13 protein-coding genes are annotated in these 18,385 nt (G+C 45.9%); 4 read left to right on the top strand and 9 right to left on the bottom strand.

Annotation, left to right across the window (positions count from 1 at the left end; translation table 11 throughout):
• Nucleotides 1-206: 206 nt before the first annotated feature.
• Nucleotides 207-1,433, bottom strand: coding sequence for a Bcr/CflA family multidrug efflux MFS transporter (locus ACRC53_RS02880; protein ID WP_438642066.1), 1,227 nt, complete (start codon nt 1,431-1,433; stop codon nt 207-209).
• Between the two features lie 21 nt (nt 1,434-1,454).
• On the bottom strand, nt 1,455-2,156 hold the full coding sequence (gene rsuA, locus ACRC53_RS02875) for a 16S rRNA pseudouridine(516) synthase RsuA (protein ID WP_438621885.1): 702 nt from the start codon (nt 2,154-2,156) through the stop codon (nt 1,455-1,457).
• Nucleotides 2,157-2,293: 137 nt separating this feature from the next.
• On the opposite strand from rsuA, the gene ACRC53_RS02870 reads away from it, so the two are divergent.
• Together ACRC53_RS02870 and ACRC53_RS02865 are read left to right on the top strand one after the other, a co-directional pair.
• A complete protein-coding gene (locus tag ACRC53_RS02870) occupies nt 2,294-3,637 on the top strand; it encodes an anti-phage deoxyguanosine triphosphatase (protein ID WP_438642065.1) in 1,344 nt (447 codons plus the stop codon).
• Between the two features lie 143 nt (nt 3,638-3,780).
• On the top strand, nt 3,781-5,514 hold the full coding sequence (locus tag ACRC53_RS02865; protein WP_438642064.1) for a SulP family inorganic anion transporter: 1,734 nt from the start codon (nt 3,781-3,783) through the stop codon (nt 5,512-5,514).
• Between the two features lie 118 nt (nt 5,515-5,632).
• Here ACRC53_RS02865 and oppF read toward each other — a convergent pair whose 3' ends face one another.
• The 6 genes from oppF to ACRC53_RS02835 form a co-directional block, all read right to left on the bottom strand.
• A complete protein-coding gene (gene oppF / locus ACRC53_RS02860; RefSeq protein WP_438642488.1) occupies nt 5,633-6,622 on the bottom strand; it encodes a murein tripeptide/oligopeptide ABC transporter ATP binding protein OppF in 990 nt (329 codons plus the stop codon).
• A gap of 83 nt (nt 6,623-6,705) precedes the next feature.
• Nucleotides 6,706-7,674, bottom strand: a complete 969-nt coding sequence (locus ACRC53_RS02855; protein WP_438642063.1) for an ABC transporter ATP-binding protein — start codon at nt 7,672-7,674, stop codon at nt 6,706-6,708.
• Nucleotides 7,675-7,688: 14 nt separating this feature from the next.
• Entirely contained in the window at nt 7,689-8,594 is a 906-nt protein-coding gene (gene oppC, locus ACRC53_RS02850) for an oligopeptide ABC transporter permease OppC (protein WP_438621950.1), read from the bottom strand.
• A gap of 15 nt (nt 8,595-8,609) precedes the next feature.
• Nucleotides 8,610-9,530, bottom strand: coding sequence for an oligopeptide ABC transporter permease OppB (gene oppB / locus ACRC53_RS02845; protein WP_438630691.1), 921 nt, complete (start codon nt 9,528-9,530; stop codon nt 8,610-8,612).
• Nucleotides 9,531-9,723: 193 nt separating this feature from the next.
• Nucleotides 9,724-11,421, bottom strand: coding sequence for an ABC transporter substrate-binding protein (locus ACRC53_RS02840; protein WP_438642062.1), 1,698 nt, complete (start codon nt 11,419-11,421; stop codon nt 9,724-9,726).
• Between the two features lie 791 nt (nt 11,422-12,212).
• Nucleotides 12,213-12,875 (bottom strand): YchE family NAAT transporter, encoded by a 663-nt coding sequence (locus tag ACRC53_RS02835; protein ID WP_438642061.1) that lies wholly within the window; start codon nt 12,873-12,875, stop codon nt 12,213-12,215.
• 550 nt (nt 12,876-13,425) lie between these two features.
• Between ACRC53_RS02835 and adhE the strand changes: the two genes are divergently transcribed.
• Nucleotides 13,426-16,098, top strand: a complete 2,673-nt coding sequence (adhE, locus tag ACRC53_RS02830) for a bifunctional acetaldehyde-CoA/alcohol dehydrogenase (RefSeq protein WP_438642060.1) — start codon at nt 13,426-13,428, stop codon at nt 16,096-16,098.
• Nucleotides 16,099-16,599: 501 nt separating this feature from the next.
• Here adhE and ACRC53_RS02825 read toward each other — a convergent pair.
• Nucleotides 16,600-17,706: an AI-2E family transporter gene (locus ACRC53_RS02825; RefSeq protein ID WP_438642059.1), complete on the bottom strand. Its 1,107-nt coding sequence runs from the start codon at nt 17,704-17,706 to the stop codon at nt 16,600-16,602.
• A 305-nt stretch (nt 17,707-18,011) separates the two neighbouring features.
• Here ACRC53_RS02825 and folX point away from each other — a divergent pair, with 305 nt between their 5' ends.
• Nucleotides 18,012-18,380, top strand: coding sequence for a dihydroneopterin triphosphate 2'-epimerase (folX, locus tag ACRC53_RS02820; protein WP_438642058.1), 369 nt, complete (start codon nt 18,012-18,014; stop codon nt 18,378-18,380).
• Nucleotides 18,381-18,385 lie beyond the last annotated feature (5 nt).

Genomic DNA, 18,385 nt, shown 5'->3' with positions numbered 1-18,385 from the left:
AGTGATATGACATGCATTAGTGCAATAAGCTATCGTTCAATAAACGATCATGCAATAAACGATCGTCAGCACACACCAGTAAGCACGTAAGCCGTCAAACAAAAAAACGGCGACCTCAAATGAGATCGCCGCCTCTGTTCTTCAATTTTTGCTGTTTTATATCGCCTAATCCAATACCTATCAGGCAAAAAAGAGTACAGCACAAATTATACTTGGGATGATGGCTCTTTTTCCGGTGCAGCACCGCGAACGGCCATGCCGTAATAGCAGCCGATAGAGATCACTGCACAAGCGGCCATCGTGCCGACCATTGGCCAAATTGTACCTGACGGCATAAATGCCACCAGCGATCCGACTACAGCGCCGGTACCAAAGCGCAATGTACCGGCCATTGAAGAGGCTGTTCCGGCAATATGCGGAAACTCTTCCAAAATCGCCGCCATCGCATTTGAGCCAACAATGGATATTGCACCAACAAACAGAGCAACACCGCTGACCAATGCCCAAAAGCCTAGCCCCAATAGCCCTCCGAGCACCAGCCAGACCCCCATACTAAATTGGATCCACAAGCCGGTTTTCATCATAAAATTAGAGCCTTTGCGTTTCACAAAGCGCCCATTAAGGCTGGTAATGATGATTAAACAGAGAATGTTTAGCCCAAAATAGTAACCAAAATGCTGTGGATCAACCCCGTTGAGATCGATATACACAAATGAACCGGCCGTTAGGAAAGTGAACATACCGGCAAATGAGAATGCACCGCTGAGCATGTAACCGAGCACCTGCCGTTGACGCAGCAGTACGGAAAAATTCCCCAGTGTACTGCGGACATTAAATGGCTGACGTTTTTCAGGTGCAAGTGTTTCAGGGATAAAACAGGCTACCATCAGCGAGCAGATCACTGCCGCAATAGTCAGTACCCAGAAAATAGCATGCCAATCAAACCAGACTAGCAGATAGCCCCCCAGCAACGGGGCAATGAGCGGCGCAACGGTCATAATCAGCACAACCATTGACATCATGCGCGAAAAGTCATCTTTGTGGAACAGATCGCGCAACAATGCATTGATCACTACGCCAGAAGCGGCTCCCGCAAAGCCCTGAATCAAACGTGCGGCAATAAAACCGTCAATATTGCTCAGTTGGGTGCAGGCCAGCGAAGCCAGCGCAAACAGCAGAGTGCCGATAATAATAATCGGTTTACGGCCAAAACTGTCGGCCGCTGGGCCGTGAAACAGCTGACCAACAGCAAACCCCAGCGTATATGCCGTTAGCGTCAGCTGTACCGAGCCTGCAGTTGCATTCAGTTGTGAGGCGATAGTTGGCAAGCTGGGCAGATACATATCGATTGCCAGCGGCGTTAACATCGCCAGCATGCCGAGGATAAAAATCAGCAGAGGTTGCCGCTGATGGGTATGGCTTTGTGTAGTCACTATTATCGGGTTCCTGATCGGTTATTGCGAAACAATGCGCTGTACTTCATCATCTGTAAGTCGGCGGTATTCGCCTTCGGCCAGATTGCTGTCCAGTGCAATACCGCCGACACACTCACGGTGCAAAGCCGTCACCTTATTGCCAATGGCAGCGAACATACGTTTGACCTGATGGTATTTCCCTTCCGTGATAGTCAGACGTGCCTGATGCGAACCCAACAGTTCAAGCACCGCAGGACGCGTTAAATCAGGCTCACTGCGCAGTTGTACGCCTTCGGCAAACAATGCAATAGCGCTAGCATCCACCGGATCGGCCAACGTAACCAGATAGGTTTTCTCACAATGGTGGCGCGGAGAGGTAATTCTGTGCGACCACTGGCCATCATCGGTCAGCAGAACCAACCCTGTGGTATCAATGTCTAAACGTCCGGCTGGATGCAATTTATGGCTGGCTGGCTCTTCAAGCAAAAACAGGACAGTTGGGTGATCAGGATCATCGGTTGAGCAGACATAACCTTGTGGCTTATGCAGCATAAAATAGCGTGGGCCTGTTTGTTGCTCGAGAGAATGTCCGTTATATTCTACTTTGTCATCAGGCTGTAACTTAAGTGCGCTGTTTTTGACAACTTCACCGTTTACAGTGACTTCCCCTCGGCGGATTTCGCGCCCTGCAATCGAGCGTGTCATGTCGGTTTGTTCGGTAAGAAATTTGTCAAGGCGCATGTTTATTCTCTAAAAATAACTCAGGTTAATACACGTATTATAAGCAGATTGCCGCTAACGGGCTAACGCATTCTGGTAAACTCACTTTCTGGTACTGTATCCAAACCGACGACTGACTTTGATGAAGGACTATCCGCGTGACAACACAAGAGCAGATTGCGCTTTGGCAAGCCCGCTATGGCGAGGAGCATAAAATCCGGCGCGATGATTATCGGTCAGCATTTCAGCGCGATCGGGCACGTATTCTACACTCTGCTGCGTTTCGCCGTTTACAGGCCAAAACACAGGTGCTGGGGGCGGGCATGAATGATTTTTACCGTACCCGCCTGACCCATTCGTTAGAAGTGGCACAAATTGGCACCGGTATTGTTGCGCAGCTCAAACGCAAATATCCCGAACAAAAAACAGTGCTACCTTCTGATAGCCTGATGGAGTCACTCTGTTTGGCGCACGATATTGGTCATCCTCCCTTCGGACACGGCGGAGAAGTGGCCCTAAACTATATGATGCGAGATCACGGCGGGTTTGAAGGAAATGCACAAACTTTTCGTATCGTGACACAGCTTGAGCCTTACACCGAGCAATATGGTATGAATTTAGCCCGCCGGACACTGCTCGGGCTGCTCAAATACCCCGCACTACTCAGCGAAACGCAAGCCACAGAGCTCCCCCCAGCCGTTGCTCATTTTCGCCATTTACAGGCCAATCAGTGGAAACCGGCTAAGGGAATTTACGATAAAGACAGGGCACTGTTTGAGTGGGTATTAGACCCGCTGACACCGACTGATCGCACACTGATTAACACAATGCGGGCCGAACGCACAGTACCAACACAACAGCTGAAAACTCGCTATAAATCGCTCGATTGCTCAATTATGGAACTGGCTGACGATATTGCCTATGGCATTCATGATCTGGAAGATGCCATTGTGATGGGTATGGTGACTCGTGAACACTGGCAGTGGGTAGAGCAGGCTCTGCGCCCGATTAATGACCCCTGGTTTAGCCAAAATATTAGCGGCCTGACTGATAAATTATTCTCAACTCAGCACCATCTGCGTAAAGATGCGATTGGTGCGATGGTCAACGCACTCATCACCGGCATTAGTTTGCAATATGACGCGCAATTTACTGAGCCGTTACTGGCATGGAATGCTACCCTGCCAGAGTCACTACAAAAAGTGATTGCCGTGCTAGTGCGGTTTGTGAACGAATTTGTCGTTCGTCGCACTGAAGTACAAATGCTCGAATACCGTGGCCAACAACTGATCATGACACTGTTTGATGCCCTCAGTGCCGACCCCGAGCGTCTACTGCCCAACAATACCCGCCAGCATTGGCAACAATCACGCGCCGAAGGGCACTCTGGTTTGCGCGTAATTACTGACTATATTTCAGGTATGACTGACGGATTTGCTCAGCGCATTTACAACCAGTTGTTTATCCCCGGAGATAGCGTGTTGTTTGAAGCACACCATTAATGCGGTAATTTTGCCATCAACACTTACAATAACGAAGGGTAGTTGACTACATATTCCGTTTATTTAGCGGTTGAGGATGTGCTAGGGTTTATAATTACGGTAACCGCCGTTAACCTTATTATCATCAAGGAGCTGTCGGCGTTATGCCTGTAAAAAACACTTCATCATCTGTTGTCTCACCCCGGCTCTTTTTCTATGCATTTCGTCAGGCCTCTTGGCGTGGGCTAAGTGGTGATCTAATTGCGGGGATCTCGGTTGCTGCTATCGCCCTGCCAGCACAGATGGCCACCGCGCACTTAGCTGGCATGCCGCCGATTACCGGCATTTATGCGTTTATTGCCGCAGCGATTGGCTTTGCTATTTTGGGCGGCAACCGTTATCTGTCTGGGGGCGCTGATTCTACTATTGCCCCGATTTTTGCCTCAGGGTTATCACTGATGGCTGTAGCGGGATCAACCGAATATGTGCATCTGGCTGGGTTACTCTCAATTCAAGTCGGTATTATTTTATTGGCTACCTACCTATTTCGGCTCGGTTGGCTTGCTGATTTACTCTCATTTCCAGTGACTATCGGTTTTTTAGCCGGAATATCGTGCCATATCCTGATTGGGCAATTACCACAAATTTTTGAAATACCGGTAGCTAACGGGCATTTGTTATCACAATTATGGAGTATTGTGCGACAACTACCTCAGTTAAACCTACTTTCAACTATGATTGGATTGGGGATTTTTGCATTAACAACGTTCTCTAGCAAACATTGGCCTCGCCTGCCGGCAGCACTGATTGGGCTAAGTATTGTGGTTGCCATCAATGTGCTGTTGCCTTTAACGCACCATTTTTCCTCTTTATCTCATTACGGACTAACGATGTTAACCCATGTCAGTGGTCAAAAACCCGATTTTGCTTTTTGGCACTATCCGTGGCACGACATTTTTAGCCTATTTCCGTTAGCACTGTTAGTTGCCATGGTTTGTATCATGCAAACGGCAGCGGTATCGCGTACCACAAAAGATAGCAGTGCACCGGTCAGTAAAGATTTTGCAGGTATTGGTTTAGGCTGTATTTTTTCAGGAATGGCAGGAACATTTCCAACTAATGCCAGCCCTGCCCGCTCAGTTGTCACGCAAAACTCCGGTGGAAAAACCCAATTATCTGCTCTGATTGCTGCAGGGATTTTAACACTCATTGTAATGTATGCTCAGTCTCTATTGAGTTTGATCCCACATGCTGCACTTGCAGGAGTATTGATGTATGTTGGGCTCAGTATCTTGAAAGTCAGTGAGATAAAACGCATTTATCGTGAAAGCCGAGAGGAGTTTTATCTGTGTATAGCAACACTGTGTATGATTTTATTATTACGGATTGAAGTGGGTGTCATGTTAGGGGTGGTACTCTCTTTATTACACGGTGTTTTTGTCACCGCTCGCCCAAATAATACAGAGTTTATGCGCATTCAACACTCCACCATTTGGTGGCATCCTGATGCTAAACGGCCAATGGAAACACTGCCAGAAGTGTTGGTTTACCATTTTGCTGCGCCACTCAACTTTACTAATGCAGAGTATTTTACACGGCAACTACAATATTACATGCAACAAAAACCGGCAATGCGTCTGCTGGTTATCGAGTGCAGTGGTATTTTAGATATCGATATGACTGCTGCAGATAAACTCAAAACGTTGATTACCGAGCTACACCAACAACAAATTTGTGTCTGTATTGCGCGCTTAGAAGCGGTGCGTGCTCGTCAGGCACTCTGGAATACAGGTTTATTGAATATTCTCCCTAAGGAAAACGTTTTCTATAGCGTACAAAATGCCATTGATGCGCGCCTTGCACAAATACAGCGCACGCAACCCCCATTGTCAGAGTAGTTGCTGACTAAAGTTTAGTCTATCTTCTTTCAAAACGGCTGATCTCGATTACGATCAGCCGTTTTGTATACTCATGCATATATGCACATTCTATGTACATTAAAAGATAACAAGATGACTACCACTTTGCCTGTAAACAGGAAACCGCATGGTGGAAATTGCCTTCGAGTAATGGTTTAGTCAAGGTACACTCTGTTCTAGCCACTGGGCAACGAGTGCGAAAAACACAGCCTGACGGTGGATTAATCGGCGAAGGTAACTCACCTTCAAGCAACTGAATCTGCTTAGTTCGCTCTTTATCAGGGTCGGGAATTGGCACGGCTGACATCAGTGCTTTGGTATAGGGATGTTGTGGGTTGTGGTAAACTTCATCATACGTACCAAGTTCTACTGGATTTCCCAGATACATGACCAGAACCCGATCAGAGATATGTTTCACTACCGACAAATCATGTGCGATAAAAATCAGCGATAACCCCATCTCACGCTGCAATGATTTGAGCAGGTTCACCACTTGCGCCTGAATAGAGACATCCAATGCCGAAACCGGTTCATCACAAATAATCAGCTTTGGCTCAAGGATCAGCGCGCGGGCAATACCAATACGCTGACACTGACCGCCGGAAAACTCGTGCGGGTAACGGTTGATTAAGTTTGGCAGCAGCCCTACTTTCATCATCACGGCTTTCACTTTATCGCTAACCGCCTGTTTTGACAGTTCAGGATAAAACGTCTGCAATGGCTCAGCGATAATATCGCCGATGGTCATGCGCGGGTTGAGCGAGGCCAGCGGATCTTGGAAAATCATCTGGATCTCTTTGCGTTTATTGCGCATTTGCTTTTCAGTCAAACACGTCAGATCTTCGCCCAGCCAAACCACATGTCCTTCGGTAGCTTTCACTAGCCCGATAATCGCCCGTGCAAACGTTGATTTTCCGCAACCTGACTCCCCCACCACACCGAGAGTTTCCCCTTCATATAACCGTAAGGTCACACCGTCTACGGCTTTGAGTTTTTGTGCCGGTTCCCAAAACCATGCATTATCATCTTTAATCTCAAAGTGCACTTTTAGATCAGTCACTTCAAGCAAGACCTTTTTATCTGCTATGGTATCACTGGCATTCGCACTGGCACTGTTTTGCGGGTGGTTTGGTACAAAAGTGTGCTCTGCAACCCTATCAACTGACTGACTCATTTTATGTTCTCCCAGTTCCAATGGCAGGCTCTAACCCTACCTTCACCAAATGGCAGTAATGCAGGGGTACTTTGGCGGCATAGTGAACTGGCATTCAAGCAACGCTCTTGAAACGGGCAGCCCTGTGGTAGACGCAGCAAGTTTGGCGGGTTTCCCGGAATAGTCGCCAGCTCACTGCCTTTGCTGTCTAGCCGTGGCACGGCATTGAGCAAACCGGTTGAATATGGGTGGCTTGGGCGGTAAAAAATATCACGCGCCTGACCATATTCCATGGTGCGGCCAGCATACATCACCAGCACCTTGTCACAGATCCCCGCCACGACACCCAGATCATGGGTGATCATAATAATTGCGGTATTCAGCTCACGTTTAAGCTCGTTTAAGAGATCCATAATCTGCGCTTGTACGGTGACATCCAGCGCAGTGGTTGGCTCATCGGCAATCAGCAATTTCGGGCGACACATTAACGCCATAGCGATCATTACCCGCTGGCGCATGCCGCCGGAAAACTCATGCGGGTACATCCGCATCCGCTTGCGTGCTTCCGGCATTTTTACGGCATCAAGCATTTTGACCGATTGATCAAACGCCTCGGCTTTGCTCGTACCTTTATGCAGCATCAGTACTTCCATCAGCTGATCACCGACCCGCATATAGGGGTTTAGTGAGGTCATCGGATCTTGAAAGATCATCGCGATTTTTTCGGCTCTGATTTTATTGAGCTGCGCTTGCGGCAGATTTAAAATCTCTTTGCCATCAAACAGCGCCGAGCCGCCAATTGTCCCATTACTGGCCAATAATCCCATCAACGCAAAAGCGGTTTGCGATTTTCCCGAACCAGACTCGCCGACAATCCCCAGCGTCTCTCCGGCGCTGAGTGAAAAATTCAGATCGTTCACGGCGGTGACTGCACCGTCTTGCGTTGCAAAGGTCACTCGCAGATCTTTTACTGCTAACAATGTCATGCTGCGCTCCTTGCTTAACGATCTTTCGGGTCGAGGGCATCACGCAAGCCATCGCCAATAAAGTTGAAACAGAACAGCGTGATAATCAAAAACGTTGCGGGGATCAATAACTGCCATACCGCCACTTCCATCGAAATAGCACCATCTTGCAGCAGCGCACCCCAACTGGTCATCGGCTCTTGTACGCCTAATCCCAAAAAGCTTAAAAAGGATTCAAACAAAATCATGCCAGGAACAAGCAGAGAAGCGTAAATAACCACTACACCCAATACGTTTGGCACAATATGCCGTAAAACAATATTTTTAGAGGATACGCCGCAGACCAGTGCCGCTTCGATAAACTCTTTACGCTTTAGGCTTAATGTCTGCCCACGCACAATACGCGCTACATCCAGCCATGACACCATGCCGATAGCGACAAAAATCAGGAAAATATTGCGCCCGAACAGTGTTACCAGCAGGATCACAAAGAACATAAATGGAAATGCGTTAAGGATTTCCAATACACGCATCATCAGCGAATCAACCCGACCGCCAAGATAACCCGATGTTGCACCATAAAGCGTACCAAACAGCACGGCCACCAGCGCACCAGCCAACCCGACCATCAGTGAAATACGCCCGCCCACTGCCGTACGCACAAACAGATCGCGCCCGAGCGAGTCAGTGCCAAAATAGTGCTGCCCTTCAAACGCGGGCATTGCACTCATCGCTGTCCAATCGGTGGCATCAAATTCGAACGGTGATAAAGAGGGTGCAACCAATACATACAAACTCACCAGTGCCAAAATACACAGGCTAACCATGGCGGCACGGTTACTTTTAAAACGGCGGAACGCATCTTGCCACAAGCTGCGCCCTTCAATATCCAACTGGGTGGCAAACTGCTCAACCGCGGCGGAGTTATTTTTAGTCATCATCATAAAATACTCCTGTTAATAGCGGATTTTCGGGTCAATAAACGCGTATAGAATGTCGACTATCGCGTTAAAGAGAATGGTCAGCGTACCGACAATAATCGTCAGGCTCAGTACCATCGAATAATCACGGTTTAGTGCACCGTTAACAAACAGTTGCCCGATCCCCGGTAGCCCGAAAATAGTCTCTATCACGATAGAACCGGTGATAATGCCGACAAATGCCGGGCCGAGGTAAGAAATTACCGGCAACATGGCAGGCTTAAGAGCATGGCGCAGCACGATATGCCGCATCGGTAACCCTTTGGCACGGGCAGTACGAATAAAGTTGGAGTGCAAAACCTCAATCATTGAACCTCGGGTGATCCGAGCAATACTGGCGGTATAGGCAATGGCCAGCGCAGCAACGGGCAACACCATGTTGACGGCACTGCCATCATTCCAGCCTCCCGCAGGGAGCAGTTTTAGCCCCAACGAAAAAATCAGTACTAATAATGGCGCAATCACAAAACTGGGGATCACCACACCGGTCATGGCAAATGCCATCACGCCGTAGTCAATCATGCTGTTTTGCCGTAGCGCGGCGATAACACCAGCCGTCACCCCCAGAATCAGAGCCAGCACAAACGCATAAAAACCAATTTCAATTGATACCGGAAAGGCTTGTGAAACCAAGTCATTCACTGAGAAATCTTTATACTTAAACGATGGGCCAAAATCGCCCTGCGCTAACTGCCCTAAATAGCGGAAATATTGGCTATACAGGGGTTCATCAAGGTGATATTTGGCTTCAATATTGGCCAAAACTTCAGGTGGCAGGCTACGTTCACCGGTAAACGGGCTACCCGGTGCTAAACGCATCATAAAGAAAGAGACGGTAATCAATATCAGCAGCGTGGGAATCGCTTCTAATATGCGGCGAAAAATAAACTTCAACATCATGACATACTCCCTGTCATACGACGATGTAACAATGCAAACTCTGTTTATCGCTGTCACGGCATGTTCAGCTTATCGTTATCCAAGGCTTACCGTTTGGTAAGCCTTGGTTGACAGAGGATCACACTGGTGGTGCACCTTTGTTGGCGTAGCTAACAGCCCGTTGCAAAAAGCTGTCAGCACGCAATTGGTATCAGTGTTGCTTGATGTAAAGATCCTTCGAATAGATCTCATCTTGCGGGTTATTACCGCTATAACCGCCCACATATGGCTTCACCAAACGGGTGCTTACGTAGTGGTAAATCGGCATCAGCGGGGTATCTGTTTCAACGATATTCTCAGCTTGCTGATACAAGTTCGCGCGATCAGTATCGTTGCCCGCAGCCAAGGCTTTCACCATGGTTTCATCAAACTCAGCACTCTTATACTTCATGTCATTGTTGCTGCTTTTTGACAGCAAAATATTCAAGAAGGCGGTCGGGTCATTGTAATCACCACACCATCCGGCACGGGTCACGTCATAGTTACCGAGACGACGGTTATCCAAGAAGGTTTTCCACTCTTGGTTTTCCAGCGCCACATCAACGCCTAAATTTTTCTTCCACATCGAAGAGATAGCAACCGCCACTTTCTTGTGGTTATCAGAAGTGTTGTACAACAGGGTAAATTTCAGTGGATGGTCTTTACCAAAACCAGCTTCAGCCAGTAATTTAGCCGCTTCAGCATTACGCTGCTCTTGTGTCCATGATGCCCACTCCGGCTGTTTAGCCGCCAGCCCGTTGGTGATGCTTGGTGTGAAGCTGTATGCCGGGATCTGGCCTTGCGCCATAACCTGTTTAGCTATCACATCACGATCCATCGATAAAGAGAGCGCCTTACGTACCCGAGGATCAGTAAACGGTGCTTTTGAGGTGTTGATGCCGTAGTAGTATGAACACAGATACGGGTCAATATTCACTTCCTGCGGAATTTCAGCCTGCAGCTTTTTGAACACGTCAATCGGCAACTGGTTGTAAGTCATATCTACTTCACCAGCGCGATAACGGTTTACATCTGTGCCTTCATCAATCGGCAGATAAGTGACCTGATCAATGGTTACATTCGCGTTATCCCAGTAGTTCGGGTTACGTTCAAGCACAATGCGCTCATTCACCCGCCAGTCTTTCAGCTGATATGCCCCGTTACTGACATAATTTCCAGGGGAAGTCCACTTATCACCAAACTGCTCTACCGCCGCTTTATTGACCGGCTTGGTGGAGGTATGCGCCAGCATCTTCACAAAATACGGTACAGGTTTTGACAGCACCACTTCCAGTGTATAAGGGTCAAGTGCCTTCACACCTAGCGTTTCCGGTGCCGCTTTACCGGCAATCACATCACTGACATTCTCAATTTGTGCATACTCAAGGTATGAGGCGTAAGGTGATCCTGTTTTTGGGTCAACCAAACGTCGCCAACTGAAAACAAAATCTTCTGCCGTAACCGGTGTGCCGTTTGACCATTTAGCATCTTTGCGCAAATGGAAAACCCAACGTTTGTAATCCTGATTCTCCCAGCTCTCAGCCACACCGGGGATCACCTCACCGTTACCGTTGAGGTTAATCATGCCCTCTTGTAAATCACGGATAATGTTCGCTTCTGGAACACCTTCTACTTTATGGGGATCTAACGATGCAGGCTCATCACCGTTACCGCGCACCAGTGTCTGTGTTGCAGCCAGCACATCACCATTTTTGGTTTTTGCATTAGCAGGCACAGTTGGCGGGGTTGACGGTGTTTCAGCAGCAGAAGATTGTGGGGCCGCAGGCTTGTTATCACAACCGGTTAATCCGACAGTTGCACCCATTAACAGGCTGATAGCCACTGCCAGTTTTTTCTTGTTATATGTCATCGTTAATCTCCAAGATCGTATAAAGGTATTCACTATCCGGTGAACCTTGAGTAACCTTATGATTTATAAATAAAAGTTACTTCTTTAATTTGCATTTATCCCCATAAATATTTTTTTTGTGGGGAATAAACGCAATAACACACTTAAACTCTGTTTATGCCACCACCTTCCCTATCAGTTAAACAGAGTAATTAACCTTAAAAACAAAAAATATGCAAACTTAACATTTAATATTTTTTATTTTCCATTATTTAACTATGCATAATATTGGTTATGCGGAATATCACTATGACGTAACAAAAGAAGATATCCAACATGCTACACAATGCATAAAATCAGACTATATGCTTATTTTTTAATCTTAAAATAGATAAACATTGTTTTAATTCGATCTGTTAACACAGATATCAGCTATCAAATAGCAATACAATAGAATACTGTTAATTAACAAATAAAATAATTTCAAACAAACATTGTCTGAGTTATTAACATAGTAAGAGATGTAAAAATGAAAGGAATGCACAAGGAGTGCATCAATCTGCATAAAATAAGAGGTAAAGTAAAAAATAATCAAGAAAATAAATAGGATAGGAAAAACGCATGATAAGTGTAACAAAAAAAGTAATAAATACAGAGTCTACGATTAAAACAGCCCCAAATATGCCGATTAGTCAATATGACTGTGCACCATATTTGGGATATTCGAGCACATTACCTAAGCAAAAAAGTGAGTATTGTCTTTTTAAAACCCACGGTAAGCTGAAAATATCAACTTACCGTATCAGTTAAAATCAACCTAAACCGGGAAACAGTGCACGCACACCTGTCACGATAAACTCAATACCTAGCGCCATGAGCATTAACCCCATAATTCGGGTAATAACGTTAATCCCCGTCTGCCCCAGTAAACGAACAATGTAGGGAGCTGCACGGAAAATAGCCCAGCACAGCAAAGCAAACAGTGCAATGGTAAGTGATAACCCCAGCATATTGTACCACTGGTGATAACGTGTACCCCATACAATGGTTGAGCTAATGGCCCCAGGCCCTGCCATTAAAGGCAGCGCAAGTGGAACAACTGCAACATTATCCCGCAGTGCCGATTCCGATTTTTCTTGATTATTCTGCTTATCTTCGCCCAATTTACCGCTGATCATCGACATCGCGATACTGATCACCAAAAAACCACCCGCAATACGAAACGAGTCAAGCGAAATACCAAAAATACCCAAGATCCCATGTCCTAAAAACAGTGCGACCCACAAAATAATAGCGACCGATAAGGTGGCTGTTAAGTTGGTTTTATTGCGCAACTGCTCACTTTGGTGACTGGTCAGGCTAATAAAAGCAGGCAAAATGCCGACTGGATTCACCAGTGCAAATAGCCCGATGAAAAACTTAGTGAATATTGCAAGATCAAATAGCTGGGCCACGCTTAAAACTCCAGTCTGCAATCCAATGATGTAAAGTAAATAAAAATACCTTAAATAAGGTGCTACTTGAGGCACTTTTATATAAGCATAAAAGCAAAAATTCCCCCTGCCATAATCTAATAAAATTACATCACTACGTCTACGTTGGCAAAGCAGTCATATTGACTCACTTTTTACGACTTTATGGTGTCTTATTGGGTATTTATCTCTTCTTACATTACTGTCGTTTGGCGTTTGTTTACGGTGTTTTTTTTACATTTATCTCAGTTTCACATGCAATTTTACACACAAAACCACCAAGCTGAATGGAGTCAGCAAGCAAAATATGTGAATTTAATCACATAAATCATACGAATAAATGCGTATGCTTAAGTTCAAGAGAAAAAAGAAAGGGTTGTTAGTTTTACATAAATATTGCGAGATAAATAAAAACACAAAAATACAGTAAATATCCTATTGATGAGAGCACTTTACTCAGCATGTACACAGCAGGTTAAAAAATACACTTATACTGAGTGTTTTGACCGGTGCCTGCTTACTAAAAAGTTTTCATTTTATTCAGGAGATAAACATGGCTGTTACTAACCTTGCTGAACTTGATGCGCTAGTCGCACGTGTGAAAAAAGCGCAACAAGAATTTGCTAATTTTTCACAGGAACAAGTAGACACTATCTTCCGTGCTGCGGCATTAGCAGCAAACAATGCGCGTATTCCTTTGGCGCAAATGGCGGTTGAAGAGTCCGGTATGGGTATCATTGAAGATAAAGTGATCAAAAACCACTTTGCTTCTGAGTATATCTACAACAAGTACAAGGACGAAAAAACCTGCGGTATTTTGAGTGAAGATGACGAGTTTGGTACTATTACCATTGCTGAGCCTGTAGGTATTATTTGCGGTATCGTGCCAACCACGAACCCAACCTCAACGGCTATCTTCAAGTCACTGATTTCACTGAAAACCCGTAACGCGATTATCTTCTCTCCGCACCCACGTGCGAAAAATTCTACCAACACCGCCGCGAAATTGGTGCTTGATGCAGCAATAGCTGCGGGTGCGCCAAAAGATATTATTGGTTGGATTGATCAGCCTTCTGTTGAGCTGTCAAACGCGCTGATGCGCCACAATGATATCAACCTGATTTTGGCTACCGGTGGCCCAGGCATGGTAAAAGCGGCTTACTCTTCAGGTAAACCGGCTATCGGTGTAGGTGCAGGTAACGTGCCGGTTGTTATTGATGAAACTGCCGATATTAAACGTGCCGTCGCTTCTGTTCTGATGTCTAAAACATTCGATAACGGCGTGGTCTGTGCTTCTGAGCAAGCTGTGATTGTTGTTGATGAAATTTATGACCAAGTGAAAGCACGTTTTGCTTCCCACAATGGTTATGTGCTGAATAAAGAAGAAGCGGACAAAGTTCGTAAGGTGATTCTGATCAACGGGGCGATGAACGCCAATATCGTGGGTCAATCAGCCGTTAAAATTGCTGAAATGTCAGGCATTACCGTTCCTGCTGATACCAAGATTTTGATTGGTGAAGGCTTGGAAGTGTGCGAAGAGGAAGAGTTTGCACACGAGAAGCTCTCCCCTACACTGGGTATGTTCCGCGCCAAGAACTTTGAGCAAGCCGTTGAGATGGCCTGTAAAATGGTCAATCTAGGCGGTATCGGCCATACCTCTGGTCTGTACACTGATCAAGATCGCAATGCTGACCGTATCAAGTATTTTGGCGACAAAATGAAAACGGCCCGTATTCTGATCAATACCCCAACCACTCAAGGGGGTATCGGTGATTTGTACAACTTCGCAATTGCACCGTCATTGACTCTCGGTTGCGGTTCATGGGGTGGTAACTCTATCTCTGAAAACGTAGGTCCTAAGCACCTGATCAATAAGAAGACAGTCGCGAAGCGGGCAGAAAACATGTTATGGCATAAACTTCCAAAATCAATTTACTTCCGTCGTGGCTCACTGCCAATTGCACTGGGCGATCTGGAAGGCAAAAAGCGTGCAATGATCGTTACTGACCGTTTCTTGTTCAATAACGGTTATGCTGATGAAGTTGTACGTCTGCTGAAAAAATTGCGTATGGAAGTGGAAGTTTTCTACGAAGTAGAAGCTGACCCAACACTGTCTGTTGTACGCAAAGGTGCAGAGATGATGAACTCGTTCAAACCAGACGTAATTATTGCGCTGGGTGGCGGTTCACCAATGGATGCTGCAAAAATCATGTGGGTGATGTACGAGCATCCGGACACGCATTTCGAAGAGCTGGCCATGCGCTTTATGGATATCCGTAAGCGTATCTACAAGTTCCCGAAAATGGGCGTGAAGGCAGAGCTGGTTTGTATCACAACCACTTCAGGTACGGGTTCAGAAGTCACACCGTTTGCGGTAGTAACCGATGACCGTACCGGCGTGAAATACCCACTGGCTGACTACGAGCTAACACCAAACATGGCGATTGTTGATGCCAACTTGGTGATGAACATGCCTAAATCACTGTGTGCATTTGGTGGTGTTGATGCGGTAACGCACGCAATGGAAGCTTATGTTTCTGTACTGGCGAACGAATATTCTGATGGCCAAGCACTGCAAGCACTGAAGTTACTCAAAGAGTATCTGCCAGCAAGCTACCATCAGGGTGCAAAAGATCCGATTGCACGTGAGAAAGTACACAATGCCGCGACTATCGCAGGTATTGCGTTTGCTAACGCCTTCCTAGGTGTGTGTCACTCAATGGCACACAAGTTAGGTGCTGAGTTCCATATTCCTCACGGTTTGGCTAATGCCCTGCTGATCAGCAACGTGATCCGCTACAACGCGAACGATAACCCAACGAAGCAGACTGCATTCTCACAGTATGACCGTCCGCAGGCACGTCGTCGTTACGCAGAAGTGGCTGACCATCTGGGGCTGACTACTGGCAGTGACCGTACTGGTGCAAAAATTGAGAAGCTGCTGGTGTGGTTAGATGGCCTGAAAGCTGATTTGGGTATCCCAGCCTCTATCCGCGATGCGGGTGTTACTGAAGCTGACTTCCTCGCGAAAGTAGACACGCTGGCCATTGAAGCGTTTGATGATCAGTGTACCGGTGCTAACCCGCGTTACCCGCTGATTAGCGAGCTTAAGCAGGTGTTGCTCGACTCTTTCTACGGTCGCCCATATGTTGAGCTTAACGCCCAGCATAATGATGAGCCCGTAAAACCGGTTAAAGCAGAAAAAACGGCTAAAACGAAAGCTTAATAATAAGATGAAGCACTGTTAAATATTACTGTGCTTCATTTTTTAGCGTTATTTTTATAATTGCTTAATAACGTTAACCCTGATTAAAACGCCTGACTTATTATCAGGCGTTTTTTTTAAGCTCTTCTATTATCTTTTTAATAAAACTTCATTTCCCATAAAAGCACCAAAAAAAATAGCAGCCTTTCGGCTGCCACTAAATAGGGATAATGTAGGTTACACACTGAGTACTTTGGTTATCAGGCCACATTTTGGAGGAGGAAATGCACCGATTCCATTAATCTTATTGTTATGTGTTTCACCTATCTGTTGTTGTTTTAGTATCCAGATTCCATGTTTTCTCGCAGAGTTCCAGAGGGTAACGGTGTTCTACTTCATGATGGCTCTGTGTGAAGCAGTTTCGCGTTAACTTGCTTGGCTGACAAGCAATGATTTCTCTATTTTCAATCTATTAAACTATTTTGCTCGCTGAATCGCACCAGCACGTAAAACAAAATCAAATCAGGTTGATAGCTCTGATTCTGCTTTTTCGCTCTCTGTTTGCCTCCCACAATCACCTTTTTTACACTCTTCATCGACTTCACGCCCATCACCCAATAAAATCGCGAGTTTGCGGTACTGTGGGTTTGATTCGAGCGCAATTTTAACGGCCATGGTCAGGGGTACACTGAGCAACATGCCCACAGAGCCGAGCAGCCACCCCCAAAATATCAGGGATAAAAAAACCACCAACGTAGAGAGCCCGAGCCCTTTTCCCATATAACGCGGTTCAAGCACGTTACCGCACAATAAATTAATCAACACGTAACCCGCTGCCACACCGGATGCTTCCGGTACACCATTGAGCAACAGAGCCTGCAATAGTGGCGGGATAGCGGCAATCACTGAGCCAATATTGGGAATATAGTTAAGTAAAAAGGCCACGGTTCCCCAGAGTATAGCGTAGCGAACGCCTAAAGCAGACAGCAAAGCCCAGGCTAAAATACCGGTCAGCAGGCTTATCCATGTTTTAATGGTTAAGTAGCGGTTTACGCTGTCTAACACTCGATCAACCTGTTGCAAACGCATTTTAGGATCATTCAGTGCAAGGTGGATCTTTCCCTTTGCCGACGGTGCTTCAAACAGCATGAACACAACGGTCAGCAGCAGTAAAAAGACATTCGCCATGATGCCAGAAAAACTCGATACCATGCGGCTGATCATCTGCATGATGATACTTGGGTCAAGCAACTGCTGAATATAATCGGCTGAAATTATGATATTAAATTTTGCTGCCAATGCCATTAGCGTATGAATATGTGCGGTGATTTCACCTCTATATTGTGGAACTGTGCGGCTAAAATCATTAATTGATGCAGCCAATAGCCCACCTAACAGCAGGCAAAATACGGCCACTACAACCAACACCAGTAACACGGCAATAATGCGCGGAATTTTCCGCCGAACCATCATATCCACAACGGGATAACACACTATCGCAATAAACAGTGCCAATAAAAAAGGCACAACAATTTCAGATGCCGCTTTTATTCCAGCAAACGTTATCACAAGTGCTGCCATTAATATGGCCCAGCTATTATTGGTCAGATTTTTTGTTATATCAGACATAGCCCTCTTCCATTCGTTAACCACTGTGTAGTGATTTCTCCTTGTACCTCATACATATAAACTCACCGTGAAATCAGTTTTATGTTAGGTAACTCGGCTAAAATTAACCAGATTATGGTATAAACTCGATACAGTCATCGCGCACTCTATTCTGCCATACTGACCTGGGTAACGGCGTAGCATAAAAGGTAAACCGTGTATAAATGCCCACAATATGCAGATAAATATGTTTATCGCACCCTATTTGGGAAAACTGCTGCTCAAAAAATACGATTAAAATAAACGATTAAAAGAAGGAAATAGACATGCACTCTGACGCTATCATTCGTATTAAAAATCTACGCCTGCGTACCTACATCGGCTTTAATCAAGAAGAGATCAACAATAAGCAAGATGTAGTGATTAATGCTGAAATTCACTATCCCGCCACACAAGCAAGTTTAACCGACAATGTTGCTAATGCGCTCAATTACCGCACGATCACCAAAAAAATGATTGCTCATGTGGAAAATAACAACTTTTTACTGCTCGAACGCCTCACTAAAGATCTGCTCGATATTGCCAGTGAGCATGAGTGGGTCAGTTTTGCCCAAGTTGAAGTCGACAAACTGCATGCCCTGCGCTTTGCTGACTCAGTCTCAATGATGCTGACTTACCGCAAGGAAGCCCGCTAGAGGAT

Source organism: Plesiomonas sp., assembly GCF_051652165.1.
Lineage (GTDB): Bacteria > Pseudomonadota > Gammaproteobacteria > Enterobacterales > CAMTGL01 > Plesiomonas.
Note: the sequence above shows the minus strand (reverse complement) of the source record. Positions and strands in the feature narration are given on the sequence as shown.